Annotated in this window: 9 protein-coding genes; 2 read left to right on the top strand and 7 right to left on the bottom strand. The window is 57.0% G+C overall.

Going from position 1 to position 17,345, the window contains the following annotated elements; genetic code table 11:
- Positions 1 to 3 precede the first annotated feature (3 nt).
- Positions 4 to 3,483, top strand: coding sequence for a beta strand repeat-containing protein (locus RSSM_RS11895; protein WP_144059751.1), 3,480 nt, complete (start codon positions 4 to 6; stop codon positions 3,481 to 3,483).
- On the opposite strand, the gene RSSM_RS11890 is transcribed toward RSSM_RS11895, so the two are convergent.
- The 7 genes from RSSM_RS11890 to RSSM_RS11860 all read right to left on the bottom strand — a co-directional run bounded on the left by RSSM_RS11890 (position 3,464) and on the right by RSSM_RS11860 (position 16,448).
- Positions 3,464 to 4,816 (bottom strand): sulfatase, encoded by a 1,353-nt coding sequence (locus tag RSSM_RS11890; RefSeq protein WP_044302378.1) that lies wholly within the window; start codon positions 4,814 to 4,816, stop codon positions 3,464 to 3,466. The genes RSSM_RS11895 and RSSM_RS11890 overlap by 20 nt on opposite strands.
- A gap of 218 nt (positions 4,817 to 5,034) precedes the next feature.
- Complete coding sequence (locus RSSM_RS11885; protein WP_008678583.1) at positions 5,035 to 7,776, bottom strand: UvrD-helicase domain-containing protein; 2,742 nt, start codon at positions 7,774 to 7,776, stop codon at positions 5,035 to 5,037.
- On the bottom strand, positions 7,773 to 10,838 hold the full coding sequence (locus RSSM_RS11880; protein ID WP_008678581.1) for a PD-(D/E)XK nuclease family protein: 3,066 nt from the start codon (positions 10,836 to 10,838) through the stop codon (positions 7,773 to 7,775). Before RSSM_RS11880 ends, RSSM_RS11885 begins: the two co-directional genes overlap by 4 nt.
- Positions 10,839 to 11,030: 192 nt before the next feature.
- On the bottom strand, positions 11,031 to 13,052 hold the full coding sequence (locus RSSM_RS11875; protein WP_008678580.1) for an ATP-dependent helicase: 2,022 nt from the start codon (positions 13,050 to 13,052) through the stop codon (positions 11,031 to 11,033).
- A gap of 15 nt (positions 13,053 to 13,067) precedes the next feature.
- Positions 13,068 to 13,313, bottom strand: coding sequence for a 50S ribosomal protein L27 (gene rpmA / locus RSSM_RS11870; RefSeq protein ID WP_008678578.1), 246 nt, complete (start codon positions 13,311 to 13,313; stop codon positions 13,068 to 13,070).
- 114 nt (positions 13,314 to 13,427) lie between these two features.
- Positions 13,428 to 14,534: a hypothetical protein gene (locus RSSM_RS11865; protein WP_236621099.1), complete on the bottom strand. Its 1,107-nt coding sequence runs from the start codon at positions 14,532 to 14,534 to the stop codon at positions 13,428 to 13,430.
- 303 nt (positions 14,535 to 14,837) lie between these two features.
- Positions 14,838 to 16,448, bottom strand: coding sequence for a hypothetical protein (locus RSSM_RS11860; protein ID WP_144059749.1), 1,611 nt, complete (start codon positions 16,446 to 16,448; stop codon positions 14,838 to 14,840).
- A 650-nt stretch (positions 16,449 to 17,098) separates the two neighbouring features.
- Between RSSM_RS11860 and RSSM_RS34705 the strand changes: the two genes are divergently transcribed.
- Positions 17,099 to 17,345: hypothetical protein (locus RSSM_RS34705; RefSeq protein WP_236621098.1), on the top strand; the 247-nt coding region annotated here is incomplete at its 3' end.

Here is a 17,345-nt window from a genome sequence, read left to right as displayed (position 1 = left end):
AAAATGAATCGTCCGCATCTTCGCCGGGCTCTCAGTGAACATCTCGAGGACCGTTGTCTCTTGGCGGTGATGTCCATCGCGGCCGACAATGCTGACCGATCCGAAGGGGATAGTGGGACAACCTCGTTCACGTTCGAAGTCAGCCGGGTGGGAGACACGGGCAGTTCTGCGACGGTCGACTATTCGGTGTCGGGCAGCGGTTCGAACCCCGCGAACGTCGATGACTTCAACGGCAACATTCTGCCGAGTGGGCAGGTCATCTTTTTCGCTGGCCAGACGTCGAAGTCGATTACGGTCCGTGTAGCGGGTGACCGGATCGTTGAAAGCGATGAAACGTTTACGGTGAACCTGTCGAACCCGTCGAGTGGTTCGACAATCGCGACCGCATCGGCCGGTGGTACGATCCGCGACGATGACGCCGCGCCTGAGTCGACGCTTTCGATTGTGGCGTCGGTGGCGGACCGAGATGAAGGAAACAGTGGCTCGACTTCGTTTACCTTCACGGTCACACGCGACGGTGATACTTCGCAATCCGCGACCGTCGACTATGTGGTCGCCGGCACCGGGACGTCACCGGCAGATGTTGACGACTTTAATGGAAACGTGTTGCCGAGTGGTCAGGTTACTTTCTTCAGCGGCCAATCCTCCAAAGAGATCACGGTGAATGTGTCGGGTGACACGATCGTCGAAGATGACGAGACGTTCGTTGTGACGCTGAGCAATCCGTCTAGCGGAACCACCTTGGAGACCGACTCTGCAACCGGAACGATTCGTGACGACGACACACCCACAGGCCCATCGATCGATATCGTCGCGACCAACGCGGATCGTGATGAAGGCAACGGAGGTTTGACTCCGTTTACTTTCACAATTACTCGTACTGGTGACACGTCTGGATCAACGACCGTCGACTATTCGGTCACGGGAACCGGAACCGATCCAGCCGAAGGCAGTGATTTCAATGGTGGCTTTCTGCCGACGGGGCAAGTGATCTTCTTCAGCGGGCAGACATCAAAGACGTTGGCGATCAACGTCGCCGGTGACTTTGATATCGAAAATGATGAGAGCTTTGATGTCACGCTAAGCAACCCGACCGGCGCAGCGACCCTGACGACGCAGCAGGCCACCGGTGTGATTCGAGACGACGACGAGTACATCACGCCTTCTCTCGCGATGGTTGCCGCGAACGCAGATCAAAGCGAAGGTGACAGCGGAACGACGAATTACACTTTCACGGTAACTCGCAGTGGCAGCGTCTCGGAGGCCGTTTCGGCTACCTATACCGTGCTAGGTAGTGGAACGAATCCAGCCGACGCCGATGATTTTTCCGGAGCTGTTCTGCCGTCCAATTCGGTCACGTTTGCCGCAGGCGAAACCACCCAAACCGTCTCCGTACCGGTCAATGGCGACACAGTATTGGAACAAGACGAAACGTTCATTGTGACGCTGTCCAACGCGACCGGTGGAGCGATCATTTCCACGGCGTCTGCAAACGCAATAATCCGCAATGATGACAGCGAACTCGTTCCACGTTTGGCGATCGCCGCGGTCAACTCGGACCAATCCGAAGGAGACTCTGGGGAAACCATTTTCACGTTCAACGTCACGCGAAGTGAGGTTACCACGGGGATTGTGTCGGTGGACTACTCGGTGTCGGGAGTAGGATCGAATCAGGCAACGGCCGACGACTTCAGTGATGATGTTTTTCCATCCGGCAGCGTTATCTTCAATGACGGCGAAACATCCAAATCCATTGAGGTCTCCGTTCGCGGCGATCGCACGGCTGAACTCGACGAGTCTTTCGTGGTGACCTTAAGCAACCCAACCGGAGATGCCGTGGTCTCAACGGGAGCAGCGACCGGCGTGATCCGCGATGACGATACACCGATTCCTGCTACCCTCTCCATTGTTGCTGCGGACGCCGACCGCAGTGAAGGGAATTCGGGGACAACACCATTCACGTTCACTGTTAATCGCACGGGCGACACGTCCGGATCGTTGACCGTCGACTATTCCGTGGTGGGTAGTGGGTCCGCGCCCGCAACGGTGAGTGATTTCAACAACAATGTTTTCCCCAGCGGGCAGGTTACGTTCTTTACCGGGCAGACCTCGAAGACGATCACCGTTTTCGTGAGTGGAGATTTCGCGGTTGAAAGCGATGAAGAGTTCACGGTCGTGTTGAGCAACGCCACCGGCGGTGCTGTTATTGACGTTGGCTCGTCGACCGGCACCATCCGCGATGATGATGACAGTGCGTCATCCCTGCTTTCGATCGCCGCCGAGAACGCTCAACAGGATGAAGGTAACAGCGGAACGAAAACGTTTACGTTCTCGGTCACCCGTACGGGGAACATATCGAGCGGGACTTCGGTTTCTTACGTCGTGACCGGAGGTGATACGGATCCCGCCAACGCCGCCGACTTTGTCGGTTCCCTGTTTCCGTCGGGCACGTTGAACTTCCTTGGCAACGAGACGACAAAGACGATCTCGATTCCGGTTGCCGGCGATCTGTTGATGGAACCGGACGAGTCGTTTGTGGTTTCACTGATCAACCCCAGCAGCAACGCGGTCATCGACGATGCAAACGCGCTAGGACTGATCGGCAACGATGACTTCTCTGAAATCGCCGTCGATATTACTCGCCCCAGTTCGGTGGTGCAGACTCATGTGGTTGCCGCAGCGGAGAATCCCAGTTCGTTTCTCTTTCAGGCGGTGACCGACACGACGCTATCGTTGGAACCGATTGGTTTTACGCCGGACGCCAATGCCATGCAAATATTGGATTCGGCAGGAAATCCGATCGGCGTCCAAACCGGTTTGGCAATCACTGCCAATCTGATTGCGGGGCAATCCTATGCAGTCATGTTGCCGTCGCAGCAAATCGAGCGAACCTATTTGGTGGGGTCTTCGGCGGGGATCGGCGCGGTGTCCATTGGTTCTTTGAGGAACATTTTTCGTCCGACCGACACAACGGCGGATGGGTTTATCACTGCGTTGGACGCGCTCGTTATTATCAATCGGCTCAATGAGATATCGGGAGGTGGTGTCGTCACCGGCGTGGATGCGAATTCCTACTTCTTTGATGTCAGTGGCAATGGATTGGTTACCGAGTTGGATGCTCTCATGGTTATCAATCGACTCAACAGCGATGACACAGTGACGCCGCAGGCCGGTGCCGAGCCGGTGATGGCGCCCCTGACCACGCCGGCTAGGAACTTCGAGTCGGACAGCACGGTGCTGCTCGAAACGGCGAGCGATCAGTTGATGGTCGAAAACAAATTGGTTTCGCCGGCACCATCATCTACTATCGAGACGTCGGCCATTGAAACATTGGCAAGCGAAACATTGGCAAGCCAGATACTGCCCAGCCAGATACTGCCCAGTGAATCGTCGCCCGCCGTCCAGACGCACGACTCGGAACACGACTCCGCGTTGAGCGAACTGTTGTTGCCGTCCGATAGCCTCAGCGATCCAGTTTGGTAGGAATTCCCGCGTCGGTCTGTTTGAGCCAATTGGTCAAACGTTTTTTCAGACGGTCGGCAATTTCGGGATGCGACTCGGCGACGTTTTTGGTTTCACTCAAGTCCTCCATGACATCGAATAACTCCACCGAGTCATCGTCGTGACGGAGGATGAGTTTGTAGCGACCGCTGCGAATTGCTGAACCAGGACGATTCGATTTGTGAAAAGCGAAATGTGGGTAGTGGAAGAAGATCGCTTCCCGTTCGAGTTGGTTTCCCGCAAACAAAGGGCGTAACGAAACACCGTCGAGTTCGTCTGCTGCAGCGGGAATCGCAGCGGCGTCGAGCACCGTGGCGGTGAGGTCCATGCTGATCACCGGTGTTTCATCAACTACATCCGATTGCGTGACTCCCGGCCATCGAATGATTAGCGGCACTCGAATTCCGCCTTCGTACAGGTAGCCTTTCCCTTCGCGGAGCGGCCGGTTGTCGGCGGCGCCCGACCAGCCACCGTTGTCGCTGGTGAAGATCACCAACGTTTCCTCTTCGATGCCTAGCGAATACAGTTCCTTCAATACGCGGCCGATCGCACGGTCGGTTGCTTCGATTTGTCCGCCGTAAATAGGGTTCTTCAATCCTGGTCCTTCTTTGCCGATGAAGTGCTGCGTCAGTTCCTCAGGTGCTTCGAAGGGATAGTGTGGGTTGTACGTCCATAAGCAAACGAACATCGGGTTGTCATGCTCGCGGCGAAGAAAATCGATCGCCTCATCTGCGAGGCGATCAGTGAGGTATTCACCTTCTTCACGCGGGGAAAGCGAGGGAATGCGATAGGGATCGAAGTAGGTCGGTGGCACGCCGAAACCGCATCCTCCTTTATTGACATCAAAACCATGATGCTCCGGCCAGAACTTTTCATCTCGTCCCAAATGCCACTTGCCGAAAAAGCCCGTCGCGTACCCTGCCGATTTGAAACGCTCTGCAACAGTCGTCGTTTCATGAGGTAGCTCATGTTGCGTCGACGGTGGTTGCACGAGTCGATCATCCGGCCAGAAGTGCTTTCCGTCGGCGCCATGTTGTGTGATGTGCAAACGAGCGGGGGCATGTCCCGTCATGATTGCTGCACGTGTGGGAGAGCAAACTGTCGATGCGGCGTAAGCATTGGTGAATCGCACACCGGCCTTAGCCAATGCATCGATGTTGGGCGTGCGAAGGACACTGTTTCCCTGACAGTGCAGGTCCATCCAACCCATGTCGTCTGTCATGATGAACAAGACATGAGGTTTCTCTGCCGCCTGAGCGACGGGGTGTGCGCACAAGGTGCTGCACGCGAACAAGAAAAACAAAACGTTACGCATCAAACCGCTCCCGAGAAATGATTGTCTGGCCATCTTATCTCGATGCCTCTCGAGGAGAAGGCGTTCAATGTCAAAGACGTCAGAACGAAAGCGGTTTGTGCATGTCAGGACGTTATGTTGGTGTCATTGGCATAGCGTTAGGTCGTTGGCATGGCGTTGCGACGCGGCGTGTCGCCGATTGGACAAAAACGGTCACACGCTGCGGCACTTCCTCGGTGTCATCCGCCACGTGCGGTACGGCTTTCTCTGCTTCGCCGTACCATTTGTCGTTGCCTGATTCGTAGAGAACCGTGTCGCCCGCGGTGGGGTCGGGCTTCCGAATGTGGTGAGGATTGTTGCCAGGCGTGATAGAGCAATGATGCCGCGTTTTTCGTGGCAAAATCACGTTTGGTGCTCGGGGGCGTCAGGATATACAGGCCCTGCCTGGCCCGCGTCATTGCGACGTAAAGCAAACACAACGCTTCGGTCACACGTGATTGAACGTTGGTGCCGAACGTTCGCTGCCATCGTTCAGGAAGAAAGTGCCATTGTTTCTCGCTGATGCTGCGACTCATCCCGATCGGTGGTTCACCGAGGTCGGGGAAATCGGCGATGCACTGTGGAGGTCTGCCGATCAGTTCTTTGTGCAATTCGGGCAGAAACACCGCGTCGAATTCGAGTCCTTTGGACTGGTGAACAGTCATCACACGTACCGCAGCCGCACGTGGGCGCTGAACCCGTTTTACGTTGACCAGGTCGACAAAATCACGCAGTCGTGAGCGGGCGGTGTGTCGGTAGAGCGTGGTCAGTTCAATGAGTTGTTGCAACCGAACTTGATCACGTGCATCGCAAACCGGACGCAGTGCATCGGAGAGGAACATGACTGTTGCCGCCAATCCATCGTCTTCGATCATTCGCCGGAGTTGGTTCGCTGCCGCATCGGCAGGATCGGTGTCGGCCAGTGGCAAATGATCCGCCAACGGGGAATGGGCAATGTGAAAACGCCAACGACCATCGCCGGGGTGTTCGGTCATCATCAGAGCTGACATTGCCCAACGCACCGGAACCGAGTCCGTCAGTGGGTTACCTCCCTCCGCGCTGACGTCCACGCTGAGAGATTCGAGACGGTCGATCAGCATCGCCACCGTCGCGTTGGTCCGCGTAAGGACTCCGATCGTTAGGTGAGGTGCCGCGCGATTGAGGGAGTGGATTTGTTCCGCGGCCGCATCCATCAACGCCGACGTGATCTCTTTGGCGGACGGTTTGATCGGTTTCGCCTTGGGATCGTCGGGATCCTCCTTGGGCTGCAGCAATGGTCCGGTGGCAAAGCGGACATAGCCGGGCAATTTCTTTGCGGCCGTGTGGTCGGGAAATTTTTTGGCGAACTCTTGCAGCGCTACTGCTTCGTAGGCGGCTCTGTCTGAAGGATCGTCTTCTGCGGGGGATTCGGCCATCGGATGCCGAGGCAGATTTTGAAACGCATCCGTTACCGCATCCAAGACGACCCGAGAACTACGGTAGCTTTGGTCTTGAGACCGGCTGACGATTCCTTCGATCTGGCGATCGACCGCGTCAAAGATTTCCGCAACCCCGCCCCGCCATCCATAGATGGCTTGTTTGGTGTCGCCGACGCAGAAGAACGATTGGCTTCGACGCGGATCGAAATCCGTTGGCGATACGGCGGATCCCGAACCGCCGGTAACATTCTTTGGCGGTTCGTTGACGACCGATTGAGCGATGACTTTGAGTACCTGCCACTGCACCGGAGCGGTGTCTTGAAACTCGTCGAGCAATAGATGGTTGATCTTCGAGTCGAGGCGGTTTTGAATCGTTTCGGCCTGGAGGTCACGAAAAACGTTGGCGAGTCGAACCGCGATATCGCTAAATGCGAACGCACGCTGCGCCTGTTTCACTTCGTTGATCGATCCTTCGTAGTGGGCGGTGACGCTCCCGGTCGCCTGGTTTTGGCTCCTGAGTAGCGACAGCGATTCGGACTGAACCGATTGGTACAGCACGTCAAACTCGGGATCCAATTCCGGCGGAAACTTGCTCCGCCCGTATTTGACTTCCTCGTGCGCGACACGGGACTTGTGAATGTTCTTGATCAGAGTCTGTTCAACGAGCGGTCCGAAATCCCGCGCGTCGAGATGATCAGCCATCTTCTCGAGAAGCGTACACAGCGACTTTTGTTTCAGTTCCGCCATCCGAAACGTGCCTGCCGCCGCCGTGATCATTTTGGATTCGGGACGACTCGGAACTGAAAACGAATCCCACGCTTCGATGCTGCCTTGGCGGGCGAGTTCATAGGTGTTTTCGACGACCTGGATGATCTCGCGAGCAATGTTGCGTTTGACGTCGCCGCGACCGAGCATTGAGATCAACGTTTCGATCTCTGACGATTCCAAAACATCGATCATGTTGCCGACCGCGAGTTGCCGCAACCAAACCTCTTCGACGTCGTCGGTGAGTCGCCATCCGGGAGGCAGTTCGAGTTCGAACGGCAAGGCTCGAGCGAGTTGCGAGAACAGACTGTCGAGCGTGCAAATCCTCAGGCGGTGGATGTTGCGAAGCAGACGATGAAACAAATCGCCACAAACGTTGCGTGGCAAACCGGGCAAATCGACTTGCTGACGAAGTTCGTCGAGCGCATCCGGGCGATTCGGGGCTGCTGCCGTACCGAGGGTGACCAGCACTCGCGAGAGGATTTCCCCCGCCGCTTTCCGGGTGAACGTGGTTGCCAACACCGATTCGGGAGGAGCACCGGTCAACAAAATCTTCAGGAGTCGCGCGGTGAGTTGGTAGGTCTTCCCGGTACCCGCCGAGGCACGTACGAGTGTCGGTTCAAATGCGCTGCGTAGTAGTTCGGGCGACAGCAATTCGCGTTCGAGCAACAATTCATCGAACGCGTCGTTCACGTTGTCATCGACTACGATTGAGATTGCTTCTTCTGTGGAAGAATCGGATTTGGCGCGTTGATTCATCGTGACACCTCGCTGTATTCCTCGTCATCTTCGCCGAGAGTTGTCGTCGTTTCGTTGAACATCATTTCGTAGTCATCGAATTCGACGCCGTTCTCGTTGGGTTCGAAATGGCAGGTTCGGATTTGGCGGACGCAGTGGTGAATCAACTCGTCCGCTTGTTGAAATTGAGCTTCGGTGAACGTGGCAATGTTGACTTGGGTTTCCGCGTCTTTTTCGGCGACATTGAAGTATCCCAATTCGACGTTGACTGGATCGGCGGGAATCCCGAGATCGGGAATGAATCGACGGTAGAGCGGGAGTTGCAGGTCGACCCAAGTGGTGGATTTGTCGGGCAGTTTCTTGAGGTGTTTCTTCTCCGGTAGATGTCCGTGCGTCTTGTAGTCAAGAATCGCCCATCGTTCGGTTTCCGGGTGATAGTCGATCCGATCGAAACGACCTCGCAACCCGGTGAATTGACCGTCGAGAGTAATGCCGGTTGGCTTCTTGGGTTTTTTGGTTTTTCGGTCGTAGTCGAGTTCATCCACCGAGGCCTCGACGGCGTGGATCCGCCACCCTTTGGCAACCCGTTCGGCCTGCCGCAACGCGACGGTTTTGAGGCGACGCTCCGCCTGTCGAACTTGGAGTGCGACCGTCGATGCGGTGTTGCTGCCGTATCGTTCTTCGGCGAAACGGTGTAGTTGCGCGATCAGTTCAGCTTCGATCTTGGCCGGATCGGCCTCGTCCTTCTTGTCGCTTTCGCCGAAGTATTCCAACGCTCCGTGAACGAGGTCGCCGAATTGATTGGCGGCGAGTTCGAGTGCGGCATCATCAAGCGGCCGAAGTCGCAGCACGTGACGAAGGTAAAAACGATAGGGACACTCCAAGTAGGCAGAGAACGCGGTCACGCTGAGCGTCTCGATCGTCCGTCCGGGTTCGGGAGGAGGTGGGCGGAAGAAACGTTTGCGTTGTTCGTCAACCAATTTTGCGTCGAGCGTGTCGTTCGGTTGCGGTCCATCTGGGTCACGCACAATCTGAATCGTGGGGCGTTGCTCGGTGAGTAGACGACACACCCGCCGAGACGCGTCTTCGGCGGTCGCCGCAGCGAGCAGGCGGCTCGGCGGTGTGGGGGATCCGTCCGCCGAATGTTTTCCGACAATGAGTTTTGTATTCTCACGCGCGCTCAACATTTGTTGCAACGAGTGCACGTCTCGCGCGTAACGTCGGTCGTTAACGCGTTGGTTGAGTGACTTTTGCAGCGCCGACGGCAAGAACGGGTCGCTCGATGAAGCCTCAGGAACAAACGGGTGATTGAGCCCGCAGAGCACGAGTGCGGGCGCGTCATCGAGTGCCAAATCGAGCCACCCAAGAATTTCTAGTTTTTCCGGTGCCGATGTGTCGGGCAGGCTGATATCTCCGATCCGTCCGGCGAGCAACTCAATGGCGGTGTCAGATTCAACCGGTGTGTCGAGCGGAACGCTTAGGTCTTCGAGTCCAGCGAGTGTTTCCAACGTTGCCTGAACGGCTTGTTCGGTTCGCGAATCTTCATCAGGTGTGGACGCAGTCGACGATTCGTCACGCGGGTAGACCTTCGTAAGAACCTCCTTCACCGCCACGCTCCAACCGCGAATGGTTTGCCGGTCCTGGTCCAAAGGAGACAACCAAGTCGCGACGTGATCGCGAATCTTCTGTACGACGGGGGCCTCGAACCGTTTCGGAGGCAGCGGCTGATCGACGTTCCGCGGGAACGCTTCGGCCATGAGCTGGTCTAGTTTCGTCAGCCAATCCGTATTCGTGGGTTTGCCACCTTTGTCGGTGTCGTCTTCTCGCAGTTGCTGATCGATCAATTCGTACACGGCGGCGTGGCGAACCAACGCGGCGAGTGACCGCCAGTTCCTGCGTTGGCGATAGGTGACGATCAGCTCCATCAGGCGGCCGACCGGTGTGTCGGCTACCGTCCAGCCGAAATGGCGATACGTTTCCACGTTCAGCATTCGGCATTGGTTTTCAATCGGTTCGATTTGAGACTCATCCGTGACGCCGACGGTGATCGCATCGACGCTATGATTTTCACTTAACTCGGCGAGCACTTCCGTCACACTGTGGACTTGATCTTCGATTCCTTCGGCGGGAATCAGTTGATCGTCCTCGATCGGCAAGATCCGATCTTTCCACTTGTCTGCGTTCAAGCACCCTAGGTCGTCAAAGTGGCCAGACATGTTTTCTGGGGCCGCAATGAGCGACGATACCGGAGCGTCGAGTTGGCTTAGCATCGTCTTGACCATCTCGGGAAGGTCCGAGGCGCCCACGAGTACGAGCGGACGGAGCGTTCGGCAGCGACGATCAGCGATCGCGTCCAGAGCAGCGGCGTTGGGATCGCAGCGGTCGGCTTTCTTGAGTTCCTCGAGATATTGGCGGTGAGCGTCCGAGAGAAACTCCCACCTCCGTTTCTCCGGCGCCCCGTCGGCTTTATCGGCGACATCGTCAAACGTCCAGTTTTCCGCTGACGTCTTCGTCCAAAGCCGTCCCACAGTGGTCGCTAAGTCGAGCCAACCCGACATCGATTCCGAATCGGGCAAGGTTGGGATGATTGTTTGTAACAGCGACGGTTCCGACGAGGCGAGCACGCGTGCCCAGGCAAGCGTTTGTTCGAAGTCGGTCGCCCATTCGGCCGGTCGTCGGTACAGCAATGATGGCAAACGACCGACGAGGTAAAAGCGAGGCGGGCGATAACGTTTGCCTGTTGCTTTCGCAGCAAAGAACAGTTTTTCCTGCAACCGGTGAATCGCTCGGCTCGAAGGAAGCACGACGTCGACCGGGCTCAAGTCGATCGTTCCGGTGGATTGCCCGTTCGCGTTTGAATCGGGTGGCGCGTCATCAGAGACATCGCCGTCCAGCTGCGCCGCGAGCAACGGCATGGCATCGGCTTCCTCTTGGCTCGCTGACCACAGGGAATGGTTGTCGATCAACCACCGAGTCGCTGATTCGAGCAGCGGTACGTCCCAACCACAAAACACGCGTTGGATTGTCGCGGTGCCTTTTGCGCGACGTCCGTTGCCGCCCGCCTTCTTTGTTTTCGAAACCAACTAAAGCTCCTCTTGCCTAAGGTTGCGATTGGGCGGGTCAGGAACGTCTATGTAGGACTCAGTCGATGATCCAGTAGACCCGTGACGCCGTCAGGCTCAAATGTCAATTGCTCGGATGGCGTGGTTGCTCGGAAGTCGTGTTTGAGACCAGAGGCCATCGGCTATGACACGCGAAAACGCGATCGGTTCGTGTCAGCGTTGGACGCGAGCGGCGCCACCGCTTCGCTTGCGATACTTGTTCGGGTTCTCTGCCTTGCCTGTGATCTCATAGAGAAACCGGCTCGGTTGAGTCGGGCGTGGTTTCCCCCATTTGCGCCGCGTCAGTGCAAGCGACATGGTGAGTGTTTCTTGGGCGCGCGTGATGCCGACGTAGCAGAGCCGGCGTTCTTCGGCGATGTCTTCGTCGCGTCCACTCTTGACGCTCCGGCTATGGGGCAGGAACCCGTCTTCCATTCCGACCATGTAGACGACCGGAAACTCCAGTCCTTTGGCGGCGTGCATCGTTAGCAACCACACCGCGTTCTTCATCGCGAGTTTGTCTTTCTCGCTGCCCATCTCGCGACCTGACAGAGCGATATCGCTTAGGAAACCCGACAGTTCAGGTTTGTCGGTTTTGTCTTGATAGGCGGCGATGGCGTTGGTGAATTCCCCGATCGACGCCATTCTTGCTTCACGTTCTTCCGGTTGGTCATACAGACGTGTGATTTCGTCGGCGTAGCCGGTTCGCTGCATCAGGGTTTCCATGGCATCGACGAGAGAGTCATTCTCGGCACGCAATTGCACGTCGGCACAGAGTTGCCTGAGTTGTTCGATCCCGCGTTTCGCTGCGACCGGTAGGTCTTCGATTGCCGCGTTGTTCTGCATCACGTGCCAGACAGGGACGCCGCGCTGCACGGCGCGTTCGACCAGTAGCTTCGTCGACTTGTTGCTGAGGCCTCGCGCGGGGGTGTTGATCACACGCAGCAACGAAATCTCATCGTCGGGTTGATTGATCCACTTCAGGTAAGCGATCAGGTCGCGCACTTCGCGGCGGTCGAAGAACGACTGGCTGCCGAGCATCACATACGGAACGTCGGCTTTGCGTAGTTCGGTTTCGAACAAGCGGGGTTGTTCGTTTGTTCGAAACAGGATCGCGATATCGCGAGGTTGAATGTGTTCGTTGTCGATCAGGTGCCGAATTTCTCGGACAACGGTTTCGGCTTCGGTGGTTTCGTCTTTGTGTTGGACGATTCGCGGACGTTTGCCCGTCGGGCGGTCTGGTTTGAGGATCTTGTCGTGGCGTTCGGTGTTGAACGCGATCAGGCGGTTGGCCATCTCGAGGATCGCGCCGGTGGATCGGTAGTTGTCTTCGAGCCACACGATTTTCGCATCCGGCCAATCTTTCGAGAAGCTCAGGATGTGCGAGACGTCTGCACCTCGCCAAGCGTAAATCGATTGATCGTCGTCGCCGACGACGCAAAAATTCCGGTGGTCCTTGGTGAGTGCCTGAGTGATCCGGTATTGGCTGCCGTTGGTGTCCTGGTATTCGTCGACGAGCACGTGATCGTACTTCGACGCCTCGGCCTCGCGGACTTCTTCGTGTTCGGTCAGCAATACTTCGGTGTGCAGCAGCAGGTCATCGAAGTCCATCGCGCCTCGGGCCCGCAACGCATTTTGATAGCGTCGGTAACCGGCGGCGGCAAAGTGTTCTTTGTCGGTGCTGGCGTGGCCTACGGCTTCATCGGGCATGATCGATTCGTTCTTCCACGAACCGATGATCGACAGCATGTCCGATGGCTTGAGTGCCGTGTTAGGCAAACGCAGTTCACGCAGGATCGCTCGGGCGAGCGACTCTTGGTCGCTGCGATCGTAGATCGAGAATTTCTTTGGGAAGCCGAGCACGTTGGCGTGTTCGCGCAACATGCGGACGCACTGCGAGTGGAACGTGCTGATCGTGGGCTTGGGCGGAGCGGGCTCGCCTTTGCGGCGGCGTTTTTTGTTGTGTCCGAGCAGTTCACCGACCCGTTCCTGCATTTCGCCGGCGGCTTTATTGGTGAACGTGACGGCGAGAATTCGCTCCGGAGCGATCCCGTTCTTGATCAGGTTCGCAATGCGAAACGTCACCACGCGGGTTTTACCGGTTCCCGCGCCGGCCAAAACAAGAAGCGGTCCGGAGAGAGTCTGAACCGCTTCGGCTTGCGGAGGGTTGAGCCCCTCAACGCTGAATCCATTCAATCGTAGAGCTCAGGTTCAGGCAACGTCGACGTTGATACGGCGACCTTCGCGGTCGAATCGGACTTTTCCGTCAACCAACGCGAACAGGGTGTAGTCGTTACCCATGCCGACGCCTTTTCCGGGGTGGAATTTGGTGCCAACCTGACGAATGAGGATATTGCCCGCACGAACCGCTTCACCGCCGAATCGTTTCACTCCACGGCGTTGTGCGTTACTGTCGCGACCGTTGCGGCTACTGCCCTGACCCTTTTTGTGTGCCATTGTTTCTTCGTTTTGCTGATCTCGGAACGGACGAAGGAATTGCCCGGCCGATGTTGGTTTGGAGGAGGCGTCACCACGGTGACGCGAAAATGTTCGATGTGAGAGGGGAGAAAGTTACCGGAACACCCACCGGTAATCAAGCCGTTTATCGAGCCCATATTTCTCCAAAATGTAGCTCTGGTCTTTTTCGTCCTCGTAGGCGGGCACGCCGAAGCGGACACGGTCGGACAGTTGGTCCATCGAGTCGCCGGGACGGAAGAAATTCAGCATCAACGCCTTGCGGCGATACGGCGCGTCGGCTCCTTCGCCATCTTGTTCAAATGCGTTGGTTAGGCCGAATACGTTGACCGAGAAAAAATCGACGTTCGGATCGACATCCACCCAAGTCGCAACCCCCCAAACGCCGGGTGCGTCGTCGTCTTTGGTTCGCGGAACTTTGACACGAGAGATTTCGACGTTGTTGTACAGCGGTGCGGTGATCTGCTCGCGGATCGCGATTCGGTCGACCGCCGTCGGCAAAATTTGGTCGGTGAACTGTTTTTTCGACTCGTGGTCCTCGAGCACGAACATGGGGAACAGTCGGCGTGAGTTGTAGCTGACCGACTCGATTCGCCGGTAAATCGGCTTTTCCATGTCATCGGCGGCTGGCCGCATGTCGCCGCCCCGATATCGCACGCGGTAGACCATGTACTGCACCAATTTCCGCTGCATCCGCCCGTCCGGACGTGGAATATCGAGGTAAATCTGCCGCAGCGGTTTGAACGAGAATTCGAAACAGTAAATCTCACGCCGCAAAATCACTTGCTTAAGCATCGCCTGCAGGGTGCGACTGCGAGGATCGAAGTGCGGCCGCCCGTCGGTGTGATCGCCCGTTGCCTCCCAACTGATCTCGGGGTGAGCGTCGATCATCGATTGCAATGTCAGCGGGCCGTCGAAGGTTTCCTTCGGATCGGGGGCCGGGGGGATGACGGTGACCACGCCGGGGGCGAATTGCGTTTGCGATTGGCTCGAGGCATCTTCTTTGCCTGGCTCTTGAGCCGACAGGTGACCGGAGAGCGGAATTCCCCCCAACAGGACGCTGGCGACGAAAAGACCCAGCGACCCAGCCGTCATTCGGGGGTGGTGGGCACGCTGCGAAGCGACCAAACGCGGAAAACCCAAACGCGGGAGGCAAAGGTGGTGAGAACGTTTGATGCCGGTTGATTGCATGGGTTTGGTCAAAAAAAGCGTTCGGAAGAGTCGCCGAGTGGGTGCGAGGAAAAGTTTTGTTACGACGCAGAATTTGACAAAACGGATCGCGAGGAAATTCGGGGTATCGCGCGACATCCATGTTTCCACCGTCCATCGATGTTTCCACCGTCTATCGGGCCACCGGCCAAATTTACCGGTTTCGCCCGATCGTTCTCATCGCTCGCCAGGCCCATTTGCCGGACAAAAGTGCCTGCTCGGGTGGCGTTTTCCGGTGGGAAATGGATGTCGGGTGAATCGGTCTGGCGAATTCGTAACTCTCGAGGCGTGATGCCCTTAGCGGCGTTTAACGTCGCTCGGTGACAAGACTTCTGCGGTCGACGCCACCGATTCTACTTCGTCGGTTGATTTCACGGCGGACAAATCGATGTTTTCACGGCTTTTCGTTGCTTCTGAGCCGGTTTTGGCGGTGCGGCGGCCCTCGTCGACGAGACGTACCGAGGCGGCGAGCTGGATATCCGACCCGTCGAGCTTCGAAACGCTCTCGCCATCCATCGTCCATGTTGCCATCACGCGTCGTCGTTTGTTGTCGCTGATATGCATCATGATCCACTGGATCGGCACCCCTTCGACGCTCCCTGCGGCGACCACTCGCAGCAACCGCAGCCCGCCGTCGGTCATCCCTTCATGGCTCTCGATCAATTCGCCGAAACGGTTGCCGAGCGTTTTGCGGACGTCGTTTTCGAACGCCGCCAACGTCCACTGCTGGCCTTCGGGCAGTCGCGGAAGTGGTCGCAGGTTCAGTTGGGCGATCGCTTGGTCGTTTTCGATCATTCGCAGTACAGCCGCACCCGGAACGTCCTGCATCATTCGCCATCGACGATCCATCAATCCCTCGACCCCGACGTGCTCGCTCTCGACGGCCACGAGCAGCCGTTCCGGCGGAGGCGGCTCATCAAAGGCGATATCGGCAGGCTTGGTGGGCAGCGTTTGGACGCGATCGAGCGGTTTGCGGACCATTCGTACCGTCGCGGTGATGTCGAACCCTGGCTCCGCCTTCCCGATTTCGCGGGTTTCGTGAATGGCGACGGCGGCCCAGGCAACCGCTCCGGCACGGCGGTCGAGCGTCAATTTGCCCACGATCTGAAGACGTGTCGGCACGCCGGAGACCGAACCGTCGATTTTGCCTCGCATTTGCAACTTCGCCTGCGACCGATCGGCGGAAACGAGTTCGATCTGAACGTCGCTGTCGGCCACCGCCGAAAGGTTGAAGAACGAACAGAGGTCCGCGTTGGAAATCGTGACCTTTTCGCCCGGACGCATCATCTGCTGAGGAACCAGGCGATCGACCGCGACGCTCGAGATCGGCGTCCGCAGCAGATCGATTTCTTTGTGCGTCAGGTATTCGTCGTTGGAATAGATCGTTTCGGGGAGTTGGTCGCGTCGGGCGATCACGTCCGTCACGGTGTCGCGGAGTTCGGTCTTTTGATCGGCGCGGCTCAGGCGGCTCTTTTCGATCGCCTCGTGGATGTGCCGTTCGACCGCGATCACTTCCGATTCGCCGGTGGCGTTGGCCGGACGCAGGAACCGTTCCTCGTAATCGAGGCTCAGGTCAGCCGTGACCGGGAGAAGTTTTTTCTTGCCTTCGGGAATCAATGGGTCTTCCACCAAAGTCACGTTCCCTTTGACATCCATCTGCATCCGCACACGGAACAGGTCGTTATCGTGCGAAATGGACAGGCGGGTTTCCTCCGAACCGGCCGCCTGTGCCAAATCCGGAGTCCAGGTTGCCTGGGAGCCAGCGATTCCTGCCGCCAACGCGGACGCCAGAAAACCACGGCGGCTCGCACGCGAGTGATCGGCAAGTGGGGTTTGGGGTGCCGCCGGCACGACTGGCTCGTTTTGGTGACGACAGGCAGGGGCTTCGCGGTGAATCCGATGGCTCATCAGGGCAAACTCAATCAGCGGAAGGCGGGGACGAAAAGACCAAAGAAAACGGCGAAATAATGCCGCTACTCCCGCAGAATCGGCATCAACCAGCCAACCGATTGAATGGTTGTCCAAGAATCGCCCAGAATCTCGTTTTGAGACAGTAAAAGTTGCAATCTGATTGTAAAAGTGACATTTCTCGTGTCGTCGATAGGACACTTGGTCAACAGTTCGAAAAATTTCTAACCCGCAAAACGCAGCATTTTGCGGGACACTTTTGAAGTCAAGGCACAGATTCGCAGCCGCCCACGCACTTTTGGTCTGGAATTTTCAGTACACATCACCGTCCGACTGAGTGCCGCCAAATGAGGCGACACGTTTGGGGCTAAAAACGACCTGTCCGCCATTAGTTGTGCGAGCCAAAACTGAACCCATGCGGTTCTCGATTAGGCAACTGGGGCAAGACGGGGAGTTCCGCCCTGGCGATTCTGGGGAAATTCGAACTTTTCGATGAACTCGTTCGTCACTTCATCGGTCTCATGAGGACAAGGATTTCGGCGTTTATGTCGTCATTCCGCTGTACGGTACGATTCGTCAAGTGGAATAGATTTGCGGCACCGATCGCTGAGTATCCGATTTCGCGTGGCATGGAGCCGCACGAAAAACACTTGACTCGTTTGGTAGACTTTCGGCCTTCGATCGGTCGACTGTGTGCTCGCGAGGCAGGACCCTTAATCGCCTTATGGATTTGGCGATCCCCGGGCAAATCAGATTACCGTGTCGGCGACCCGCCGGGGTTGCAAGGAAACATTTGGACACGAACGATCAAGCACTGGGAAACGAAGACAATGCACACTAGCTATCGTCATGTCGGACTGATCGAACTCCGCGACCAACTCACCCGATTCGCACCTC

Source organism: Aporhodopirellula sallentina SM41 (assembly GCF_000346505.1).
GTDB classification, from domain to species: Bacteria; Planctomycetota; Planctomycetia; order Pirellulales; family Pirellulaceae; genus Rhodopirellula; species Rhodopirellula sallentina.
This window is presented reverse-complemented; position numbering and strand designations above follow the sequence as displayed.